General features: G+C 33.7%; 18 protein-coding genes. 13 read left to right on the top strand and 5 right to left on the bottom strand.

Annotated elements, in window-relative coordinates:
- The first annotated feature begins 23 nt into the window (after positions 1–23).
- Positions 24–1055 (top strand): type IX secretion system protein PorQ, encoded by a 1032-nt coding sequence (gene porQ / locus HRU49_RS02525; RefSeq protein ID WP_296353838.1) that lies wholly within the window; start codon positions 24–26, stop codon positions 1053–1055.
- The gene (cmk, locus tag HRU49_RS02520) at positions 1039–1737 is read left to right on the top strand and encodes a (d)CMP kinase (protein ID WP_296353836.1); all 699 of its coding nucleotides are present in this window, start codon (positions 1039–1041) and stop codon (positions 1735–1737) included. Before porQ ends, cmk begins: the two co-directional genes overlap by 17 nt.
- Before the next feature lie 40 nt (positions 1738–1777).
- Here cmk and HRU49_RS02515 read toward each other — a convergent pair whose 3' ends face one another.
- Positions 1778–2155: a LysM peptidoglycan-binding domain-containing protein gene (locus HRU49_RS02515; protein ID WP_296353835.1), complete on the bottom strand. Its 378-nt coding sequence runs from the start codon at positions 2153–2155 to the stop codon at positions 1778–1780.
- Positions 2156–2437: 282 nt separating this feature from the next.
- Here HRU49_RS02515 and rpsA point away from each other — a divergent pair, with 282 nt between their 5' ends.
- The 5 genes from rpsA to HRU49_RS02490 all read left to right on the top strand — a co-directional run bounded on the left by rpsA (position 2438) and on the right by HRU49_RS02490 (position 7130).
- Complete coding sequence (gene rpsA / locus HRU49_RS02510; protein ID WP_296353833.1) at positions 2438–4273, top strand: 30S ribosomal protein S1; 1836 nt, start codon at positions 2438–2440, stop codon at positions 4271–4273.
- Between the two features lie 127 nt (positions 4274–4400).
- Positions 4401–4940, top strand: coding sequence for a bifunctional pyr operon transcriptional regulator/uracil phosphoribosyltransferase PyrR (pyrR, locus tag HRU49_RS02505; RefSeq protein WP_296353830.1), 540 nt, complete (start codon positions 4401–4403; stop codon positions 4938–4940).
- A 12-nt stretch (positions 4941–4952) separates the two neighbouring features.
- On the top strand, positions 4953–5885 hold the full coding sequence (locus HRU49_RS02500; protein ID WP_296353828.1) for an aspartate carbamoyltransferase catalytic subunit: 933 nt from the start codon (positions 4953–4955) through the stop codon (positions 5883–5885).
- Positions 5886–5888: 3 nt separating this feature from the next.
- Positions 5889–6221 carry a ribonuclease Z gene (locus HRU49_RS02495; protein WP_296353826.1) on the top strand — a complete coding sequence of 111 codons (333 nt, stop codon included), beginning with the start codon at positions 5889–5891 and terminating at the stop codon, positions 6219–6221.
- A 3-nt stretch (positions 6222–6224) separates the two neighbouring features.
- Positions 6225–7130, top strand: coding sequence for a ribonuclease Z (locus HRU49_RS02490; RefSeq protein ID WP_296353824.1), 906 nt, complete (start codon positions 6225–6227; stop codon positions 7128–7130).
- Here HRU49_RS02490 and HRU49_RS02485 read toward each other — a convergent pair.
- Positions 7127–7540, bottom strand: a complete 414-nt coding sequence (locus HRU49_RS02485) for a hypothetical protein (protein WP_296353822.1) — start codon at positions 7538–7540, stop codon at positions 7127–7129. The two genes, HRU49_RS02490 and HRU49_RS02485, sit on opposite strands and share 4 nt — an antisense overlap.
- Before the next feature lie 82 nt (positions 7541–7622).
- On the opposite strand from HRU49_RS02485, the gene pdxH reads away from it, so the two are divergent.
- Positions 7623–8270 carry a pyridoxamine 5'-phosphate oxidase gene (gene pdxH, locus HRU49_RS02480; RefSeq protein WP_296353820.1) on the top strand — a complete coding sequence of 216 codons (648 nt, stop codon included), beginning with the start codon at positions 7623–7625 and terminating at the stop codon, positions 8268–8270.
- Positions 8271–8470: 200 nt separating this feature from the next.
- The gene (locus HRU49_RS02475; RefSeq protein ID WP_296353818.1) at positions 8471–8968 is read left to right on the top strand and encodes a CAP domain-containing protein; all 498 of its coding nucleotides are present in this window, start codon (positions 8471–8473) and stop codon (positions 8966–8968) included.
- A gap of 379 nt (positions 8969–9347) precedes the next feature.
- On the opposite strand, the gene HRU49_RS02470 is transcribed toward HRU49_RS02475, so the two are convergent.
- Genes HRU49_RS02470 through HRU49_RS02460 form a run of 3 tightly spaced genes read right to left on the bottom strand, consistent with a single transcriptional unit; the run spans position 9348 to position 16319 of the window.
- The gene (locus tag HRU49_RS02470) at positions 9348–11252 is read right to left on the bottom strand and encodes an OmpA family protein (RefSeq protein WP_296353817.1); all 1905 of its coding nucleotides are present in this window, start codon (positions 11250–11252) and stop codon (positions 9348–9350) included.
- A 12-nt stretch (positions 11253–11264) separates the two neighbouring features.
- Positions 11265–12200 (bottom strand): type IX secretion system membrane protein PorP/SprF, encoded by a 936-nt coding sequence (locus HRU49_RS02465; protein WP_296353814.1) that lies wholly within the window; start codon positions 12198–12200, stop codon positions 11265–11267.
- Positions 12201–12209: 9 nt separating this feature from the next.
- On the bottom strand, positions 12210–16319 hold the full coding sequence (locus HRU49_RS02460) for a gliding motility-associated C-terminal domain-containing protein (RefSeq protein ID WP_296353812.1): 4110 nt from the start codon (positions 16317–16319) through the stop codon (positions 12210–12212).
- 323 nt (positions 16320–16642) lie between these two features.
- Here HRU49_RS02460 and HRU49_RS02455 point away from each other — a divergent pair, with 323 nt between their 5' ends.
- The 4 genes from HRU49_RS02455 to HRU49_RS02440 all read left to right on the top strand — a co-directional run bounded on the left by HRU49_RS02455 (position 16643) and on the right by HRU49_RS02440 (position 20729).
- Positions 16643–17131 carry a histidine phosphatase family protein gene (locus HRU49_RS02455; RefSeq protein WP_296353810.1) on the top strand — a complete coding sequence of 163 codons (489 nt, stop codon included), beginning with the start codon at positions 16643–16645 and terminating at the stop codon, positions 17129–17131.
- Positions 17128–19182 (top strand): polyphosphate kinase 1, encoded by a 2055-nt coding sequence (gene ppk1, locus HRU49_RS02450; RefSeq protein WP_296353808.1) that lies wholly within the window; start codon positions 17128–17130, stop codon positions 19180–19182. The genes HRU49_RS02455 and ppk1 overlap by 4 nt, the downstream gene beginning before the upstream one ends.
- Before the next feature lie 3 nt (positions 19183–19185).
- The gene (locus HRU49_RS02445; RefSeq protein ID WP_296353804.1) at positions 19186–20091 is read left to right on the top strand and encodes an exopolyphosphatase; all 906 of its coding nucleotides are present in this window, start codon (positions 19186–19188) and stop codon (positions 20089–20091) included.
- Between the two features lie 107 nt (positions 20092–20198).
- The gene (locus HRU49_RS02440; RefSeq protein ID WP_296353802.1) at positions 20199–20729 is read left to right on the top strand and encodes a porin family protein; all 531 of its coding nucleotides are present in this window, start codon (positions 20199–20201) and stop codon (positions 20727–20729) included.
- Positions 20730–20743 lie beyond the last annotated feature (14 nt).

Genomic DNA, 20743 nt, shown 5'->3' with positions numbered 1-20743 from the left:
GATTTAGTTATTTTGCAGAATCTATGATTAAGAGGGTTACCCAGTTCTGTTTCATGCTGTTGGCATTACCATTGTTTGCACAATTGGGAGGAGGCTCTACTTATCAATTTCTAAATTTGGTTTCTTCTCCGCGTCAAGCTGCCTTAGGTGGTAAAATCATAACAAATTTTGATTCAGATGTTACGGAAGCTCTTTATAACCCTGCATCAATAAATTGGAAAATGCATAACCAATTAGCTGTTAATGCATCAAATTATCTTGGTGATGTAACGTATGGAACTGCAGCTTATGCTTACACTTGGGATAGACATTTGCAAACCTTTCATTTTGGGATCACCTATATCAATTACGGAACGTTTGATGGTTACGATGTAAATGGCAATCCAACAGGAAGCTTTAGTGGCAATGAAGCCGCAATATCAGCAGGATACAATTATAATATTCCATTTACTGATTTTTATGTAGGAGCCAATGTCAAAGTCATTACATCTTTACTAGAACAGTACAACTCAGTTGGAGGAGCAGTAGATATTGGTATAATGTATATCAACGAAAAACTAGACTTTCATGCCGCATTGACTGTAAGAAATTTGGGTACTCAGTTTACAACTTATGCAGGACAAAATGAGACGTTACCATTTGAAGTCAATTTTGGAATGTCTCAAACCTTAGAGAATGTGCCAATTCGTTGGCATTTAACTCTAGAGAACTTACAAGAATGGCCAATAGGTACGTCTAATCCAGCCAGAGCTATAACAGATTTAGATGGAAATCAAACCCAAGAAAAGGTAGGCTTTTTTAATAATGCCTTAAGGCATCTCATATTGGGTGCAGAATTATGGCCTGAAAAAGGATTTAATTTAAGAATAGGTTATAACTTTAGACGAGCAGAGGAATTGAGAATCGTAGATCAAAGAAATTTCTCTGGAATTTCGGCAGGTATTTCAATTCGACTAAATAAAATGCGTTTTAGTTATACTCATGCAAGATATACAAGCGCATCAAACACTAGTTTTTTTGGGCTTCAAATAGATTTAGATGGCAGAAGACGATAAGCAAAACATAATCATAGCCATTGATGGATTTTCCTCAACAGGTAAAAGTACCATTGCTAAACAATTGGCAAAAGCTTTAAACTATATTTATGTAGATACAGGCGCCATGTATCGCGCTGTTACTTATTATGCGATTGAACAGAATATAATAGGCGAAGGATTTTTTAGTTCAGATGCATTAATAGCGCAACTTCATCATATACATATTACATTTAAGTTTAATGAAGAATTGGGTTTTGCAGAAGTTTATCTCAATAACAAGAATATAGAGAAAGCCATTCGTACATTAGAGGTGTCAAGGTTTGTTAGTCCAGTTGCAACTATTTCTGAAGTTAGACAAAAGTTGGTAGAAGAGCAGCAATTAATGGGCAAGGATAGAGGTATTGTTATGGACGGTAGAGATATTGGTACCGTTGTTTTTCCTGATGCTGAAATTAAAATATTTATGATTGCTTCAGCTGAAACACGGGCTAAACGTCGCTATAAAGAGTTGTTAGAACGAGGGCACCATTTAAGTTATGATGAGGTGCTAGAAAATGTAACAACTAGAGATCGTATAGACTCATCTCGAGAAGATTCTCCCTTAGTGAAAGCAGTTGATGCTATTGAAATAGATAATTCTGAAATGACGATTGACGAACAAGTCCATCAAATTCTCAAGCTGGTAAATTCAAAGGAATAAAAAAAAGCGACTCAAAGGTCGCTTTTTTTTTAACGCTGATTTAAAGATTTGGAATCACTAATTCTTGATCAGGATAAATTGAATCTGGATTTTTGAGTATGTCAGAATTCGCTTCGAATATTTCTTTATATTTCATTGCATCACCATAATAGTGTTTAGCGATTTTTCCTAAAGTCTCACCTGATGCTACTTTATGTCTTGCATAAACTGATTCGTCTGCTACAGTAATGTTAGCCATAATATCAGATGGATTCTCTCCACCGGCAGCTTTAATAGCATCCCAAAGTAAATTTTTCTCATATTGTGTTGCTGCAGTACCTTTAATTTTAAGTACTCCGTTTTCTTCTTTTACGTCTCCATCCTGGACGTTTAATTGTTCCCCAAGATCTAAAACTGCTTGATATTTAGCTTTAACCATGATTTTTAAAATTTTAAATTTAATTAGTGTAGTAAATATACTAAATATATGAGCCAATAAATATTAGTCTAAGCATTATAATTTGATATCTAAGTATGAGACACATCATATAATTTAAGGTCACAGGATAATTGTTTGGTTTTAAATATTAATTATATTAATTTTGCAGACCTTTTTGAGCGATTCGTAGAAAGTAAAAAGGATAACATATTATAAATTAATGACTTCTGTGAGTTTTTCGCGAAACTTTCTAAAACTGCAGAATACAAATTTACTCAGCATATGGCTGACAAGAAAACAAAGAAAGCTGAAGTTGAAGCAACTGAAGCTACTACAGTTGAAGCTCCAATAGTTTCGGAAGCTCAAGTAAATCCAGAAAAATTTTTAAAAGAGTTCGATTGGCACAATTACGAAGAAGGAATTGAGCAAGTTGCGGACAAGAAATTAGCAGAATTTGAAAAACTAGTTTCAGAGAATTTCGTTGATACCTTAGACGATGAAGTTGTTGAAGGTGAAGTGATCCATATCACTGATAGAGATGCTATCATTGATATCAACGCTAAATCTGAAGGTGTTATTTCGCTTAACGAATTTCGTTACAATCCAGATTTAAAAGTTGGTGACAAAGTCGAAGTATTAATTGATGTACGTGAAGATGCTACAGGTCAATTAGTATTATCTCACAGAAAAGCTAGAGTAATCAAAGCTTGGGATCGTGTAAATAACGCACATGATACTGGCGAAATCGTTAATGGATTTGTTAAGTGCAGAACTAAAGGTGGAATGATCGTTGATGTATTTGGTATTGAAGCGTTCTTACCTGGTTCTCAAATTGACGTTAAACCAATTAGAGATTACGATCAATACGTAAATAAAACTATGGAGTTCAAGGTTGTAAAAATCAATCATGAATTTAAAAATATAGTTGTTTCCCATAAGGCACTTATTGAGGCTGATATCGAGGAACAAAAGAAAGAAATCATTGGTCAGTTAGAAAAAGGACAAGTATTAGAGGGTGTTGTTAAAAACATTACTTCTTACGGTGTGTTTATTGATCTAGGTGGTGTAGATGGTTTAGTTCATATTACGGATTTATCATGGTCACGTATCAATCATCCAAATGAGATTGTCGAGTTAGATCAGAAATTAAATGTTGTTATTCTTGATTTTGATGAGAACAAGTCGAGAATTCAATTAGGTCTTAAGCAATTATCTAAGCACCCTTGGGAAGCCTTAGGTGAAGACGTAAAAGTAGGTGATAAAGTAAAAGGTAAAGTCGTTGTAATCGCAGATTATGGTGCTTTCGTAGAAGTTGAAGAAGGTGTAGAAGGATTAGTACACGTTTCTGAAATGTCTTGGTCAACACATTTACGTTCAGCTCAAGATTTCGTATCTGTGGGTGATGAAATAGAAGCTCAGATCTTAACATTGGATAGAGAGGATCGTAAGATGTCTCTTGGTATCAAGCAATTAACACCAGATCCATGGACCGATATTACTTCTAAGTATCCTGTTGGTTCTAAACATTCAGGTGTTGTTCGTAACTTTACAAATTTTGGTGTATTTGTTGAATTAGAAGAAGGAATAGATGGATTAATTTATATCTCTGATTTATCTTGGACTAAGAAAATCAAACATCCATCTGAGTTCTGTAATGTAGGTGATACATTAGATGTAGTTGTATTAGAGCTTGACGTAGAAGGACGTAAATTATCTTTAGGTCATAAACAAACTACCGAAAACCCTTGGGACAAGTACGAAAAAGAGTTTGCTCTTGGTACTTCTCATACAGCGGCCATTACTGAGGTTGTTGATAAAGGAGCAACGATTGCATTTAATGATGATATCGTGGCATTCATTCCTCAACGTCACTTAGAAAAAGAAGATGGTACTAAGCTTAAGAAAGGTGAAGAAGCAGAATTTAAGATCATTGAATTTAACAAAGAATTCAAGCGTGTTGTTGCTTCACATACTGCAGTATTTAGAGAGGAAGAAGCTAAAATCGTTAAGCAAGCTGTGAAAAAGGCAGAAGCTCAGGCGGCTGAAGCTAAACCAACTTTAGGTGATGCTAATGATGCTTTACAAGCACTTAAAGATAAAATGGACGGGAAAAAATAATGTCTCTGAAAGTTTATTAATATTTTAAAGCCTCTCAATTATGGGAGGCTTTTTTATTGAATCTTATATAATTTGAAACTCAAATAAATTAACTTAACTTTGCCAAGCTATAATGCTCGGATATTAAATGAGTCAAAAAGTTTTACTCAATTCTAAAGAAGTCAATATCACACTTCATCGATTGGCTTGCCAACTTATTGAAAATCACGATGATTTTTCCGATACGGTTTTAATTGGAATTCAACCAAGAGGAAAGTATTTAGCCGCTCGATTGGCAGAAATGCTTTCAAATGATTATGAAATAAAAAATGTGCAATTAGGGCATTTAGATATCACCTTCTTTAGAGATGATTTTAGAAGAGGCGATAAGCCTCTAGAAGCTAATAATACAGAAATTAATTTCTTGGTAGAGAATAAGAATGTTGTGTTTATTGATGATGTGCTCTATACAGGACGCAGTATAAGATCAGCATTAACAGCGATTCAATCGTTTGGGCGTCCCAATAATATCGAGCTTTTGACACTAATTGATAGACGATTTAGTCGTCATTTACCAATCCAGCCCAATTATAAAGGTAGACAAGTCGATGCCATAGACAATCAGAAAGTGGTGGTTAATTGGGTTGAAAATGAAGGAGAAGACACAGTTTATTTAATTGATAAATAGTATTATAAAGATATGAGTGAATTAAGTGTAAATCACTTACTTGGAATAAAATATCTTAATAAAGAAGATATAGAACTGATTTTTGAGACAGCCGATCAGTTTAAAGAGGTCATTAACCGGCCAATTAAAAAGGTTCCTTCACTTAGAGATATAACAATTGCCAACTTATTTTTTGAGAATTCAACACGTACTAAGTTGTCATTTGAACTCGCGGAGAAAAGATTATCAGCTGATGTTATTAACTTCTCAGCTTCACAGTCCTCAGTTAAGAAAGGAGAAACATTGATAGATACTGTTAATAATATTCTATCAATGAAGGTCGATATGGTGGTGATGCGCCATCCAAATCCTGGCGCAGGAGTATTTTTATCAAAACATGTAAACGCAAGTATTATAAATGCAGGTGATGGCGCTCATGAACATCCAACACAAGCCTTATTAGACTCCTACTCTATAAGAGAGAAGCTAGGCTCAGTTAAGGGTAAGAATGTGGTAATAGTGGGTGATATTTTGCACAGTAGGGTAGCACTATCTAATATTTATGCGTTGAAGTTACAAGGAGCCAATGTTATGGTTTGTGGACCAAAAACCTTATTGCCAAAGTATATAAAGTTCCTAGGTGTAAGAGTAGAAACCAATCTACGGAAAGCGCTGGAGTGGTGTGATGTGGCTAATATGCTTAGAGTTCAAAATGAACGTATGGACATTAGTTATTTCCCTACGACCAGAGAATACATAAAACAGTTTGGTGTAAATAAAGAATTGTTAGATAGTTTAAATAAAGAAATTGTAATTATGCATCCTGGTCCCATAAATCGTGGTGTTGAGATTACGAGTGATGTTGCAGATTCTAAACAGGCGATAATATTGGACCAAGTTGAGAATGGAGTAGCCGTAAGAATGGCTGCAATTTACTTATTGGCTTCAAAAATAAAACAACAATAGCCTATGATTATTGATAGAGATGGTAACGTTACTATTATTGCTCAAGAAAAAGCTTCTGTTAAAACTTTGGTAAACAATATTGAGCAAGCCTATGATAAATATAAAAGTAACCACCTTATTGTTAGATTATCTAGTCTTGAAAAGATTCAATTAGAAGATATTATTGAGTTTTTAAGATTGAGTAATAATCATAGATCAGATAAAAAATCGTTTGTTATTGTATCTGCCCAGGTTGATTTGGACCAAATGCCAGATGAGTTAGTTGTTGTACCTACTTTACAAGAAGCCTATGATATTATTGAAATGGAGGATATTGAACGCGATTTAGGCTTTTAATAGATGAAACTAACCATTTTAGGGTGCCACAGTGCTACACCAAGAATAAATACCAATCCAACATCTCAAGTATTAGAGATAAAAAATCACATGTTCCTCATTGATTGTGGAGAGGGTACACAAGTAGAGCTTCGTAGAAATAGAATTAAGTTTTCTAGAATTAAACATATTTTTATTTCTCACTTGCATGGTGATCATTATTTTGGTTTAATAGGTTTAATAAGTACATTCCAACTTCTTACTCGGGAAACTGAACTTCACATATATGGTCCGAAAGGTCTTAAGGATATTATTTTATTACAACTAAAGCTATCTGAATCTTGGACGAGTTATAACTTGATTTTTCATGAATTGAATTCGAAAGCTTCAGAATTAATTTTTGAAGACGATAGTGTATCTGTTTATACTATTCCATTAAAGCATCGGATTTACACCAACGGATTTTTGTTTAAAGAAAAATCTAATGAACGCAAATTGGATATTAAAGCTGTGGAAGAAGCTAATATTGATATGGCATATTTTAGAAAATTAAAGCAGGGTGCAGATGTTTTTAATGAAGACGGTGTTTTAATTAAAAATCAAAGTGTAACAAAAGACCCTCAACTACCTAAGAGTTATGCTTATTGCAGCGATACAGAATATACAGAAAGTATAATTCAATTAATAGAGAAAGTAACAGTGCTTTATCATGAGTCAACATTTTTAGATAAAAACGAGAATTTATGCAAGAAAACAAAGCATAGTACAGCTAGGCAAGCCGCGATCATTGCAAGAAAAGCAGATGTTCAGTGTCTTATTTTAGGCCATTTCTCAACGCGCTATAATAATTATGACGACTTTAAAAATCAAGCTAAAGAAGAATTTAACAGTGTACTATTAGCCGAAGATGGGAAGAAGTTTCAGTTTTAAGAAAGCTCATGTAATTGTTGTACCCAATTGATAGCTTCGCCTAAGCTATGTGCACGTTTCAAAGGAATTGATGCCATTTGTTTTTCAATATTTGCACTCAAGTAAGTGGAGTCGCGGTAACTAACAATAGCAGCAGCAATTAAAATGCTATCATCCTTGTCAAAGTAAGACCAGAGAACAGGATCAATAGAGTATGCATTGACCCGATTCGCAATATAGGCCAAGGGCTTGCTAGTTCCATAATATGATCTTAGAGAATCTAGAAGTTTATTGAGTTTATCCCAATTAAAATGTTCACCTTCATTAACTTCCATGATAAAAAAATCATCACATAAATAATAAGATCCAAAATCTAAAACCACTTTGTCATAGGTTAAAGAATTAGAGAAAGGAGAGGCTTCAAAATACATATTTAGGGTTATAGGGAATTTAGAATTCCAAAGCTACACTTTTTTTGATAGAATTAAAATATTGAACTAACTTCGTCAAACTATGGAAAAAGACTTAAGCAATTACAGAAAATCTTATGAGAAAGGAGAGTTGTTGTTAAACAAGGTTCCTGATAATCCTTTAGAATTATTTAGAGATTGGTTTATTGAGGTAGATACACATTTTAATATAGAAGAAACTAATGCTATGACAATTTCTACAATTGGCTTGGATGGTTATCCTAAGAGTAGAGTAGTGTTATTAAAAAAGTATACACATGAAGGCTTTATATTTTATACAAATTACAACAGTGAAAAAGGTAAAGCGATAGGGTCTAACCCTAGTGTGTGTCTTTCCTTTTTCTGGCACTCTGCTGAGCGACAAGTTATTATAAAAGGTAAAGCAGAAAAGATTGCAGATAATCTTAGTGATGGATATTTTGAGTCAAGACCTAGAGGAAGTCAGTTAGGTGCCATTGTTTCTGATCAAAGTGAAGTAATTCCAGATCGAAATACGCTCGAATTAAAATTGAGAAACTTAGAAGAGCATTACCACGAAAGAGAAATTAAAAGACCAAGTCATTGGGGTGGATTTATAGTAAAACCTGTGGAATTCGAATTTTGGCAGGGAAGACCTAATCGTTTACATGATAGAATCCGATATCAATTACAAGATGATTTCAATTGGAAAATTGAACGCCTGTCACCATAAATCTGTTTGGAATTTTTATCGATTAAATACTATTAAATACGATAATAGGCGATAAATCACTCTTGAATTGTGCATTTCATCGATGTTTTACATTTAAATTCGATGAAATGCATGTTTTTTATCTATTTTAACATTTATTTAACTATTAAGCGCGTGGAGCCTGTTAAATTAGTAATCCCAAACCTAAATTTAACCTACTTATGAAAGCTTCAAAGCTCTTAGCGTCTATAGCTATTATTGCCTTTTTGGGCCTAACATCTTGCAGCACAGATAGTGTTGCGGAAGATGCAGTAGACGCTATCGAAGTTCCAGTTGCCCCGCAAGCAAAACAAATTGAAATTGAAATAATGGAACTTATTAATACGCATAGAATATCACAAGGCTTATCACCGCTAAATGACCACAATACAGTTAAGGCTGTTGCATTTACGCACACAGATTATATGATAGAAGAAAATAACGTCTCTCATGATAATTTCTTCCAGAGAAAACAAAGTTTACAGCTTAATGCTAATGCCAATATAGTTTCAGAAAATGTTGCTTATGGTTTTAATTCGGCTGATTCTGTAGTAAATGCTTGGTTAAACAGTCCTAGCCATAGAGAAAATATTGAAGGAAATTTTACAGATTTTGATATTTCTGCTGAGAAGAATAATCAAGGGAAATGGTATTTCACTAATATTTTCATTAAACGTTAAATCCCATTAAAAGTTAATTAGTATTAAGAAGAAGCCACTACTCAAGTGGCTTTTTTTTATCAAAATTTTAATTATGCATATTGATTATCACTCATAAACGCTGTTTCTAGCCTATTTTTCAACTAAAAGAGATTGATTTACCGCCTAAAATAGTCTTTATGTCATCATGGTACTTTAACTAATGCTAATTTGTTGAGTTTAACATTCTAGAATCAATTTGCATTAATATAAAGTATGGCTTTAACCTTGTTTTTACATAAGATTTTACGGATGGTTTTAAAATTGTTGTATCGTATATTTAAAATTCTATATAAATTTTTTTCTAAAAGAAGAAGTAAGCCAATTTGGCTTGCACTTAAATATAATTTTAAGGATAGAATCATTCATTAACAATATAGAAGTAAGAACGTCTATTTAATTGATGCTCTTTTTCACTACATTTCACCCGATTGCTACACTCATTAAGTAATTGAGACTCTCCATAACCGATTGCACTTTCAATTCGCTTAGGATCTATACCGCGTGATATTATATAATCCCTTGTAGATTTAGCACGTCTATCGGACAATTTCATATTATATCTATCGTTTCCGCGACTGTCGGTGTGAGATTCAATTTTTATTACCATCTCTGGATGTTTGCGCATGACATCAACAATATTTTCAAGTTCATATTGCGCATCTGTTCTTATATTCCATTTGTCAAAATCAAAGAAAATTGGATTAATTACAATTTGATTGTCTATAATGAGTGGTTCTAAATTCAGATCAAACTTATTTACTTTTTGGTTGTCTGATGATGTGGTGATATTTCTTTGGTTCTCTTTATAATCAGGTTTACTTCCAACTATAGTGTAAACTTTATTACAATCTACTATAAACTCATAAGCTCCTCCATCTTCAGTGAAAAGCTCTTCAATTATTTTACCAGTTTCATCAATCAATTTAATGGTAACTCCAGATAGAACAATATTGGTTTTAGAATCCCTGGCAATCCCCTTAATTTGTTCTTTACATTGTTCTGCATTGAAACTATATATATCATCACTTCCCTTTCCGTCAGGACGGTTAGATGAGAAATAACCTTTCTTTGTATCAGTATTAATAAAAAATGCAAAGTCGTCATAACCACTGTTGTAAGGTGATCCGATATTTTCAGGCTCTGATCTAACACCTTTAAGTAAATCAGATTTAAAAATATCCAACAAGCCTAGATTTAAGTGACCATCTGAAGAAAAGTATAAGGTGCTATCCTTGGCAATAAAAGGAAACATTTCCCTTCCTTCCGTATTAATTTTTTCACCAAGATTTTCAGGCTCACCATAAGTGCCATCATCATAAATTGTAACAGAATAAATATCTGACTGACCAATACCACCTTCTCGATCTGAAACAAAAAATAAAGTTTTGTTATCAGGACTCAATGCTGGGTGACCAGAAGAGTACAGGTCGTCATTAAATGGTAATTCAACAATATTTTCCCATTGATTGTTTACTAACGCAGCTTTATATAACTTAAGATGAGTTGTACCTTTTTTGTCATATCTAAGTCTATTTCGCTTGTTGACATTATCTCTTGTAAAATAAAGAGTCTTGCCGTCATTGGTAATAGCGATTGAAGCTTCATGATATTCTGTATTAATGGATTCAGAGGGAAGTTCCGCTGTAGAGCCATATGAAATAACCCCATCATCATCCATCATTTCTACTTGATAAAGATCTAGAAATGGTTCCTTGTTCCAACTATACACTTTGCCATCATCATTTCTTGAAGATGCGAAGTAAAGAGTGTTATTAAAAATAAATGATCCAAAATCCGAATTTGAAGAATTTAGTTCTAAATTCTCTACAGTCACAATAACGTCGTTCTTAGAAGTTAATTTATCAAATAAATCAACTTCATCAGGATTATATCCTTTTAATCTGCTGTCGCCTTTTTGGGCAGCACTTAACTCTTTAAACCACTTGTCTGCTTCTTCATAGTTTCCAATACTTCTTAAAGATTGAATGTATTTATATAGATATTCGGCATCAATGTTTTTATGCAACTTTAAAGCTTCTCCATACCAATAGGCGGCTTTTTTTGAGTTGGAATTATTATAATAAGCATCACCAAGTCTTGTTAAGACATGGGCACTATCGTCTCCATTTTCTACAGCATTTTCATAGAGTTCTATAGCTTTTATATATGCGTAATTATTAAAGAACTTATCTGCCAACTTCGTTTGAGCATATGACAAAGAAGCGCAAAAAATTAGGATAAGAGGTAATATTTTAAATTTCATAATGCGTTTCATTTAGAAGTATCTTGGGGATTTAATACGTTTACTTTTAAATACTTCAAACATAAGTAAAACTTCATGAGTTCCACTTGTGTAAGGTCTCAAATCAGAAATTGGGTATTCATAAGCATAACCTATTCTTAGCTGTTTAGAAATTTGAAAGTCTGCAATACCTCCAATGGCAGCTGCATTCTGATTTATTCTGTATCCTCCGCCAATCCAGAATGTTTCATTAAACAAGAAATTAGCAGAAATATCAAAAGACAATGGAGCACCGTTAGTTGCTTTTAATAGAACTGATGGTTTTAATTTGATTGTTTCACTAAGATCAAAAACATAACCACCAGTGATGTAGTAACTAATACGTTCTAAAGCTACATAATCTAAAGTCCCTTGTCCGCCGTTGTTATAATCAGTATTAAGTATTCTTGGAGCAGATAATCCAACATACCATCTTTGTGAATGCCAGTATAATCCGGCACCAACATTTGGACTCCATCGATTTGATACATCATTAAAAAATGGATCATTGACTACAGAGGGGTCATTTAATAATTCTTCATCCAGATTATAGTGGGTAAAACCTCCCTTTATTCCAAAAGCTAATTCAGAATTAACACCTGTCTGAATGGTATAGGAAAAGTCAGCATATAAATAAGAGAAATTTTCATATCCAAGTTTGTCATTAATAAATGAGAATCCTAAACCAACTTTATCATTTCTTAAAGGTGAATGAATTGATAAGGTTTGTGTTTCTGGTCCACCTTCTAATCCAACCCATTGGCTTCTATGTAAGCCTACGACGCTGAATGTTTCTCTACTTCCAGCGTATGCCGGATTAATTGAGATGGTGTTAAACATGTATTGTGTAAACTGAGGCAACTGCTGTGCTAATGCAGTTGAAACACTCAATACAAAAAGAGCAATACTTAATTTGTTTGATAACTTCATCGGTTAAGTTTATTTATCAGTTGCTACGTAAATTGGACCAGCAAATGGTTTCAATCCACTATTTCTTAAATTAATTACATAATAGTAAGTTCCGGTTGGGACTTTTCCAGAAGCACCTACTGAAGATCCATGAGCATCACCATTCCAATCATTTTGATAATTATTATTCTTATAGATTTCAGCTCCCCATCGGTTGAAAATCTGAAGTTCTACAATAAATCCACAATCTTCAACTCCTGTAATAGTAAAGAATTCGTTGTAATTATCACCATTAGCTGTAACTGTTTTAGAGATTACAACATCTTCAGATCCACAAGGTAAAACTTCGCAATCATCGTCTATTGTAATATTTACTTCAAAACCAGTAGGACATAATCCATCCGTAATTGAATACATAAAAGTGTATATGCCAACATCTACAGAAGATGGGTCAAATAAACTACCATTTAAGGTTGCATTACCTGATACAACACTCCAAATACCATTCATATCAAAATCACCAGATAGTAAGTTAAATAAATCAAATTCAGTATCCAGTACACAGCGATTAGAAGTAAAGACATTAATCAGATTGCTTATTTCAACAGAAATATTTTGAACAAATTCAGCAATATTACCACAATCATCAGTAACAGTCCAGGTTCTTATTAATTGATAATCTTCAAAATTATTTTGTTGTGTTGATACTTCTTCAAAGTCAACAGCAATGTTGTTAGAGCATTCATCCTGAAATACTAAATTTGGCACATCTGGAATGTCATCACAAGCCACAGTTATATTTTCCTCCAATGGTGTTACAAGTGCAGGTGCAGTTGTGTCTTGAACAGTTATGATCTGGGTATGAACTGCTTCATTACCACAACTATCCGTTGCGGTCCAAGTTCGTTCTATAATATAGTCTCCTATACAAGCTCCATTTGTAATTTCTTCTTCAAAGGTTATTGTTGCATCACCACAATTATCTGAAACTGTTAAGGCTTCTGCTTCAGGAACTGCATCACATTCTGCATCAATATCTGCAGGAAGTGACTCGTTAAAAGTAGGTGGAGTGGTATCGACCACTGTAATGGTTTGATCAGCAGACACTGAATTACCACACTCATTAGTTACTGTCCAAGTACGCACAATAGTTTTAGTATTTCCACAAGCAGCAGTCTCGACATCGGATTCTGTAATGGTTACTGTCCCACAGGTATCCGCACCAGTAGCGACACCAGTATTGGCAGAGGACTCATCTTCCGAACATTCAATCGTAATGTCTGCAGGCACAGCGATTGTAGGTGGAGTGGTATCGACCACTGTAATGGTTTGATCAGCAGACACTGAATTACCACATACATCGGTAGCTGTCCAAGTACGCACAATAGTTTTAGTATTTCCACAAGCAGCAGTCTCGACATCGGATCCTGTAATGGTTACTGTACCACAGGTATCAATACCAGTTGCAGAAATAAATTCTGGGGCGACCTTTTTAAAAGTAATTGTATGAATTAAATAATCATGACCTGAATCTTCAGAGGTAAAAGGTGCAGTAAATTCAATACGATCAAAGGCACTGTTATCATCTGTCGTGAATAAAATAGGATTATTTACACTATCATTTCCACCATAATGTCTTTTTGACGTACCTATCTGTTGATTATTTAAATAAAATGTTATTAATGCGTCTTCATTTGGATTTTTCCATCCAAATGTAACATCAATATATAATTGTGGGTCATTAAAATCTATTCTAATCACCTCTGTTCCGGTTTCGTTTGCGCCTAATTCACCTGATGCACCAGAGACATTTCCGTCTACACCAAAACCTAAATTGTTTGGAATAGTTATATTTCGAGGTTCATAGTTATTGGTATTAGCAGGTTTAAACCAAGCAGATACTTCATATTCTGAATTTGCAATGAAATAATTATTACTATTTATAATGCTCTCGCTTTGAATAATATCATTAATTGGTGGGATATCTTGATCGCATTCAACTGTAATATCCTCAGGAATTGTTAACAAGGGAGCTGTAGTGTCTTGAACAGTAATTGTTTGTAGCGTTGTTGCTGAATTACCACAAGAATCTGTTACAGTAAATGATCTAATAACAATAACTGGACAATCATCAGATGATGTAATGATGTCATTATAGGTTATACTGTCAATGTTTAAATCGTCTGAAGCATTGTAATTAGGGTTTGATGAAAATATGGATTGAACATCATCTGATCCATATTCATTTAAATCAAAAACTGCACTCGAACTTGTAATATCAGAAGCAGAACAACCTTCGATTGAAATTTCCGAAGGAACCGATATTATAGGATTTTCATTATCTAATAGCGTTATTTCAGCTATGACACTTGTGGTGCAATTATTAATATCAGTAACAAGTACATCATAGAAACCATCACTTAAGTTTTCAAATAATCCAGTAGATTGAGTTGTTAAACCACTATCTAAAGAATATTGGTAAGGGCTTGTTCCGCCTTCAGCATTAATTGTAAAACTTCCATTTGTATCATCTGAGCAATCAACATTTGTTGTATTAGTAACAGTTGCTGATAATTCCTGAGGCGGTTGACTTATACTGAATTCCTCAGAAATGATACAACCGTTTACATCTGTAACAGTTACTTCATAAATCCCAGCAACTACATTCGTTAAATCTTCAGTTGTTGCTGAATTACTCCATGAATATGAATATGGTGTCGCGCCACCAGAAACAGTTATATCTATCGAACCATTAGCTTCTGAACTACATTGTACGTTTGTTACAGATCCACTTATCTCGAGATCTTCAATAATGATTGGATTGCTTCCAAACGACGTAGGACATTCAAAAAATTTGTTACGCACAATTAAATTATAGGTTCCTTGTGATAAATTAGAAAACTCAGGTTCATCTTGATAATTGTTTCCTCCGTCAATAGAATATTCATAATCTGTACCTAGTGGACTTTCAACTGTTAATACAAATACGTTTGTATCACTACAACTAATGTTAAAGGTTGGGTTAGATGGTAGATCTATATATGATATGGTGACCGTACCGGTATCACAAACGCTTGTATTTGGTGCTGGTAAACAAACTTCATAATCAAATACAACATCACCGACAAAACCAGGAGTAGGCACATAATTATATGAACCATCAGCGTTTAAAGTGAATGACTGACCAGCTGGTGTAGGCCCAGAAACTAAAGAATAGGTAGAACCACTTGGTACATTGTTTTGTTCATCAAGATCATCGCTATATGTTTGATCGATGCAGTTTACCTTATTCTGATCAACAGCATATTTTTGTAAAATGAAAAATTTACCATCACCATGATCATTTGTGGCAGCGACAAATTCAATTCTTGTTATTTTAGAACCTGTTGGTGCAACATCATCAAGATAAAATAATGCTATACCGATAGTTTGGCCATTCTCGTTACACCGACCAGATTGCCAATAATCTGATCCTGCACTTGGAGGGCCAAATACACACCCTTGGTAATTCCCGGAATTACGGACAAATGTCTCCCCAAGTTTTTGTTCGGTGCTATCACCCATTGGCGTTCCCCAAACTTCAATATAAAAACAATTATTACCACCACGTTCAGTTACTGCAAAAACACCTCCTTCGTTTGAAGGTATTGCTGGGCTGTAAAAGATAGTTTGTTTTTGAGGACCATCTCCATCTTCCCATTCTTCTGCAATATCCTCTAGCTCATCAAAGTTATTACAGAAGTTCTCTCCATTACTAATTGATTCAAAGTAATGGTTTAAATTTTTATCTTGAAATGCAGACGTGGCACTTGATACCCAGTTAGCAGAATCACTATTGTTTACCGTAACAACACCATTAAGTCTTATATTATTTCTGTTTGGCCCGTCATTACCAACGATAGTCATTTCATAACTTGTTGGTACAACAAAAGTATTGTAGATGGTACCATCGATAGTTACAGACTGAATGTTTGCAGGACTACTATTGTTGGCTTGATTATCTGCCCATTCAAATGTTACACCTGTTTGAATAGAAGGAGACTGTTGTGCTGATACAAAATTTGATAACATAACAATTAAGGCCAATAGTATAGCCTTAGTTATGCTGGAGCCAGTAATACAATTGTATTTGTTTCTCATACTGTACATAATAACTTATAATATCAATGATGCACTAAATCTAGTAGGATACTCAACACAAAAAAATGATGTGTTATTAATCATTCAAAATTTAGGCACCACTAATTGTTGTGTTAATCGCAAAAAAATAGAGGGAAGTATTATTAACGTAAATGAAATGTTGTATGGATTAATATATTTTTTATTCGTGGTCATTTACATTAGTTTTATAAAAAATCACACCTTAAGTTTACACTTAGATAAAGCTTTAGTTGGCAAAATACTCGTTAAAACGTAATTATGCAACATTTTGTCGATAAAAAAATACATTTAATCGGAAAAGTATGAAAACACTGATACTTGTTAGACACGGTAAATCATCTTGGGAATTTAATGTTTCAGATCTTGAAAGGCCTTTAAAATCAAGGGGTTTTACCGATGCACACTTAGTAGCTTCTGAATTTTTGAAGAGCCATGACTTACCCGAAAGAATTTTTTCTAGTCCCGCAAAAAGAGCACTGACGACCTGTAAAGTCTTTACAAAAGTGTTTGGTTTGTCCGAAGATATGATTTCAATTAGTGATAGGTTGTACGATTTTGGTGGGGAAAATGTCATTAATTTTCTTAAAAATCTTTCGAATAACATAAATAGTGTTATGATTTTTGGACATAATCATGCTTTTACATCAATTAGTAATATTTTTGGCTCTAAATTTATGGACAATCTGCCAACGAGTGGATTGGTAAAGATTAATTTGGAGATAGATGATTGGTGGGATTTAAAACAAGGTAAAACAGAGGTAGTTATTATTCCAAAGGAATTAAAATTATGACAAAGGATAAAAATATATACATTAATAGAGAGTTAAGTTGGTTACAATTTAATGCGCGCGTACTGCAAGAGGCAGCAGACAAAAACGTTCCACTCATTGAACGTTTACGATTTTTAGGGATATTTTCTAATAACTTAGATGAGTTCTTTAAAGTGAGATATGCCACTGTAAAGCGTATTTTTGATGCTGGAAAAGGCGGGAAAAGTGAGTTAGGTGGTATTAAAGCTGGTGAATTATTGGAAGAAATTACTCAAGTAGTTATTAATCAACAAAGTGATAGTTTAGAAATTTTAAATGGTATCGAGCAGGAGTTAGAAAAGGAGAATATCCACATCATTAACGAAACTGAAATTGACGAAGAGCAGCATGATTTTATTAGATCTTATTTCTTTCAAGAAATTAGTCCTGCTTTGGTGGTCATGGTTTTAAATGAAGATATTGCATTACCTAAGCTTAAAGATAGTGCTGGATATTTAACTGTAAAAATGTCTAGCAAGGATGGATCAGTTCAATATGCGTTAATTGAAATTTCTAAATCCATGGACCGTTTTGTGGTTTTGCCAAATAAAGGCGAAAGCAGCTATATTATTATGGTTGACGATATTATTCGCTATTGTCTCAATGAAATATTCAACATTTTTGATTATGACAATATCACTGCCCATATGATTAAAATCACTAGAGATGGTGAATTAGATTTTGATAGTGATTTTAGTAAAAGCTTTATAGATAAATTATCGGCAAGTGTTAAACACAGACAGAGTGGAGATCCAGTAAGATTTGTTCATGATAAGCATATTGATAAGGACACTCTAAATTTTTTACTGGAACGCATGCATATCGATAAAAAAGATAGTATAATTCCTGGTGGTAGATATCACAACCGCAGAGATTACATGGGTTTTCCAAGTTTGGGAAGAACAGATTTAATGTACGATAAAATAAAACCGCTACCTGTTAATGGTTTAAGTTTAGAGCAAAGCATATTTAAAACTATTGCCAATAAAGACTATTTAGTATATACACCTTATCACACTTTCTCATATGTGGTTAAATTTTTAAGAGAAGCAGCTTTAGACCCTAAAGTAAGAACTATTAAAATTACAATTTATCGATTAGCCCAGATTTCTCATGTTGCCAGTTCTTTAATTAATGCTGCTAAAAACGGCAAAAAGGTTACTGTGTCTATAGAATTACGTGCGCGATTTGACGAAGCAGCTAATATTGATTATGCTAAGCAAATGCAAGATGCAGGTGTAAATATGTTATTTGGTGTCTCTGGTTTAAAGGTACATTGTAAAATGTGTGTTATTGAAAGAGAGGAAGATCAGAAGATGGTGCGTTATGGATTTGTAAGTACTGGAAATTTTAATGAATCAACAGCTAAGGTATATACCGACTACACCTTGATGACGGCAAACCAGAAAATACTAAAGGATGTCAATAAGGTATTCAACTTTTTTGAAGTAAATTATAAAGTACATCGCTATAAACATATTATTACATCACCGCATTATACGAAAACTAAACTTTTTGCGCTCATTGATACTGAGATAGAGAACGCAAAACAAGGAAAGTCTGCTTATATAAAGCTAAAAATGAATAGTATAAGCAGTTATAAAATGGTTGACAAACTTTATGATGCAAGTCGTGCTGGTGTGAAGATTCAAATGATTGTAAGAGGCTTGTGCTGTCTGGTTCCTGGAATTAAAGGCATGAGTGAAAATATAGAGATTATAAGCATAATTGATAAATTCTTAGAGCACACGAGGCTCTACATTTTCTCCAATAACGATGATCCAAAGTTTTATATTTCTTCAGCTGATTGGATGACACGAAACATTGATAATCGTGTTGAAGTGAGTTGCCCAATTTACGATAAAGATATTCAACAAGAATTACAAGACTCCTTTGATATTTGTTGGAACGATAATATTAAAGCAAGGCTAATCAATGAAATTCAGGATAACACCTATCGCAGTAATGATGAGCCAAAAGTAAGAGCACAGTTCGAAACTTATAACTACTATTTAAGTAAACATAAGGCCTAATCAATGCTCAAGATTCAGAAATATGGCGCCATAGATATTGGATCAAATGCTGTTAGGCTATTAATCTCTAATATTATTGAGGAAGAAGGCAAACCAGCTGTTTTCAAAAAGAATTCACTAGTAAGAGTTCCTATACGATTGGGTGCGGATGTATTTGTTAAGGGAGAAGTATCGGCCTATAATCAGCAACGATTACTTGATACTATGATGGCTTTTAGTTTGTTAATGAAGTCCCATGGGGTGGTGCGCTATAAAGCCTGTGCAACTTCTGCAATGCGTGAAGCTGCAAATAGTGAAACATTGGTAAATAAAATCAATGACCTTTGTAATGTTACTATAGATGTAATAGGTGGTGAGGAAGAGGCTGCTATAATAGCGGAAACCGATTTACATACATTCATTGATCCAAACAAAACATATCTCTATGTAGATGTTGGTGGAGGAAGTACTGAGTTTTCAATTATCCACAATGGCAAAACGATAAGATCTAAATCTTTTAAAATAGGTACTGTAAGGCTCTTGAATGATATTGTAGATAATGGAACATGGGTTGAACTTGAACAATGGATTAAAGAAAACACATCGCAATACTATAAAATAGCACTTATTGGTTCAGGTGGCAACATCAATAAAATTTTTAAAATTTCTAGAAAGGATATCAATAAACCCTTATCCTATTTTTATTTAACAAATTACTATAAGACCTTACAGTCCTATTCTTACGAAGAACGTATAACACAACTAAATTTAAACCAAGATAGAGCGGATGTTATAATTCCGGCAACACGAATTTATCTTTCAGCCATGAAATGGAGTGGTGCTAAAGATATTTTTGTCCCAAAAATTGGGTTGTCGGATGGAATTATTAAGAGTATATACCATGGTACTGTTTCTAGTACCATCCTTTAATATGAAAGAAAAAGATTACATTCTAGTGTAAATCGTCTATTTAAATTATTTGAATGATTAGAAATTCAAATTTTTAGATTTATATTGCCAATCTCAAATTGAATATTATGAAAAAAATTCTACTTGTTTTAATTCTAGTATGTTTCACGACCGTATGTCTTGCGCAAGATATTAAATATGGTGTAAGAGCTTCACTCAATGTTTCAAATTTAGATTTTGAACCGGATGCCACGTTTGATAATAAGCACAGAAACGGATTTGCATTTGCTGGGTTTGTTGATTTTGGTTTATCTGAAGATGTAGCTTTAAGAACTGAACTGCAATGGTCTGCAGAAGGCGGTAAGGAAAAAGCCATAAGAGCAGATTACATTCAACTTCCAATTATGTTAAGGCTTAATGTTTCTGAGCGCATGTCATTAGGTGCAGGACCGCAGATTAATTTAAAGACTTGGGAAAATAACGATGGCTTTTCAACTTTTGCCTTTTCGGGAGTTTTAGGTGCTGAATATATGATAACAGATGAATTGTTTCTAGATGTAAGGTATTCGTTAGGTTTGACTAATATATTAGATAAAGATTTAACCGATCTTGAGGCTAAGAATCATGTGATACAATTTGGTTTCGGAATAAAGATTTAAAACACATCGTATGA

The organism is Winogradskyella sp. (assembly GCF_013213975.1).
Lineage (GTDB): Bacteria > Bacteroidota > Bacteroidia > Flavobacteriales > Flavobacteriaceae > Winogradskyella.
This window is presented reverse-complemented; position numbering and strand designations above follow the sequence as displayed.

Bases quoted from the DNA above. Each gene is read 5' to 3' on its own strand.
- porQ (WP_296353838.1), top strand. From the start codon at position 24: ATGATTAAGAGGGTTACCCAGTTCTGTTTCATGCTGTTGGCATTACCA.
- cmk (WP_296353836.1), top strand. From the start codon at position 1,039: ATGGCAGAAGACGATAAGCAAAACATAATCATAGCCATTGATGGATTT.
- HRU49_RS02515 (WP_296353835.1), bottom strand. From the start codon at position 2,155: ATGGTTAAAGCTAAATATCAAGCAGTTTTAGATCTTGGGGAACAATTA.
- rpsA (WP_296353833.1), top strand. From the start codon at position 2,438: ATGGCTGACAAGAAAACAAAGAAAGCTGAAGTTGAAGCAACTGAAGCT.
- pyrR (WP_296353830.1), top strand. From the start codon at position 4,401: ATGAGTCAAAAAGTTTTACTCAATTCTAAAGAAGTCAATATCACACTT.
- HRU49_RS02500 (WP_296353828.1), top strand. From the start codon at position 4,953: ATGAGTGAATTAAGTGTAAATCACTTACTTGGAATAAAATATCTTAAT.
- HRU49_RS02495 (WP_296353826.1), top strand. From the start codon at position 5,889: ATGATTATTGATAGAGATGGTAACGTTACTATTATTGCTCAAGAAAAA.
- HRU49_RS02490 (WP_296353824.1), top strand. From the start codon at position 6,225: ATGAAACTAACCATTTTAGGGTGCCACAGTGCTACACCAAGAATAAAT.
- HRU49_RS02485 (WP_296353822.1), bottom strand. From the start codon at position 7,540: ATGTATTTTGAAGCCTCTCCTTTCTCTAATTCTTTAACCTATGACAAA.
- pdxH (WP_296353820.1), top strand. From the start codon at position 7,623: ATGGAAAAAGACTTAAGCAATTACAGAAAATCTTATGAGAAAGGAGAG.
- HRU49_RS02475 (WP_296353818.1), top strand. From the start codon at position 8,471: ATGAAAGCTTCAAAGCTCTTAGCGTCTATAGCTATTATTGCCTTTTTG.
- HRU49_RS02470 (WP_296353817.1), bottom strand. From the start codon at position 11,252: ATGAAATTTAAAATATTACCTCTTATCCTAATTTTTTGCGCTTCTTTG.
- HRU49_RS02465 (WP_296353814.1), bottom strand. From the start codon at position 12,200: ATGAAGTTATCAAACAAATTAAGTATTGCTCTTTTTGTATTGAGTGTT.
- HRU49_RS02460 (WP_296353812.1), bottom strand. From the start codon at position 16,319: ATGAGAAACAAATACAATTGTATTACTGGCTCCAGCATAACTAAGGCT.
- HRU49_RS02455 (WP_296353810.1), top strand. From the start codon at position 16,643: ATGAAAACACTGATACTTGTTAGACACGGTAAATCATCTTGGGAATTT.
- ppk1 (WP_296353808.1), top strand. From the start codon at position 17,128: ATGACAAAGGATAAAAATATATACATTAATAGAGAGTTAAGTTGGTTA.
- HRU49_RS02445 (WP_296353804.1), top strand. From the start codon at position 19,186: ATGCTCAAGATTCAGAAATATGGCGCCATAGATATTGGATCAAATGCT.
- HRU49_RS02440 (WP_296353802.1), top strand. From the start codon at position 20,199: ATGAAAAAAATTCTACTTGTTTTAATTCTAGTATGTTTCACGACCGTA.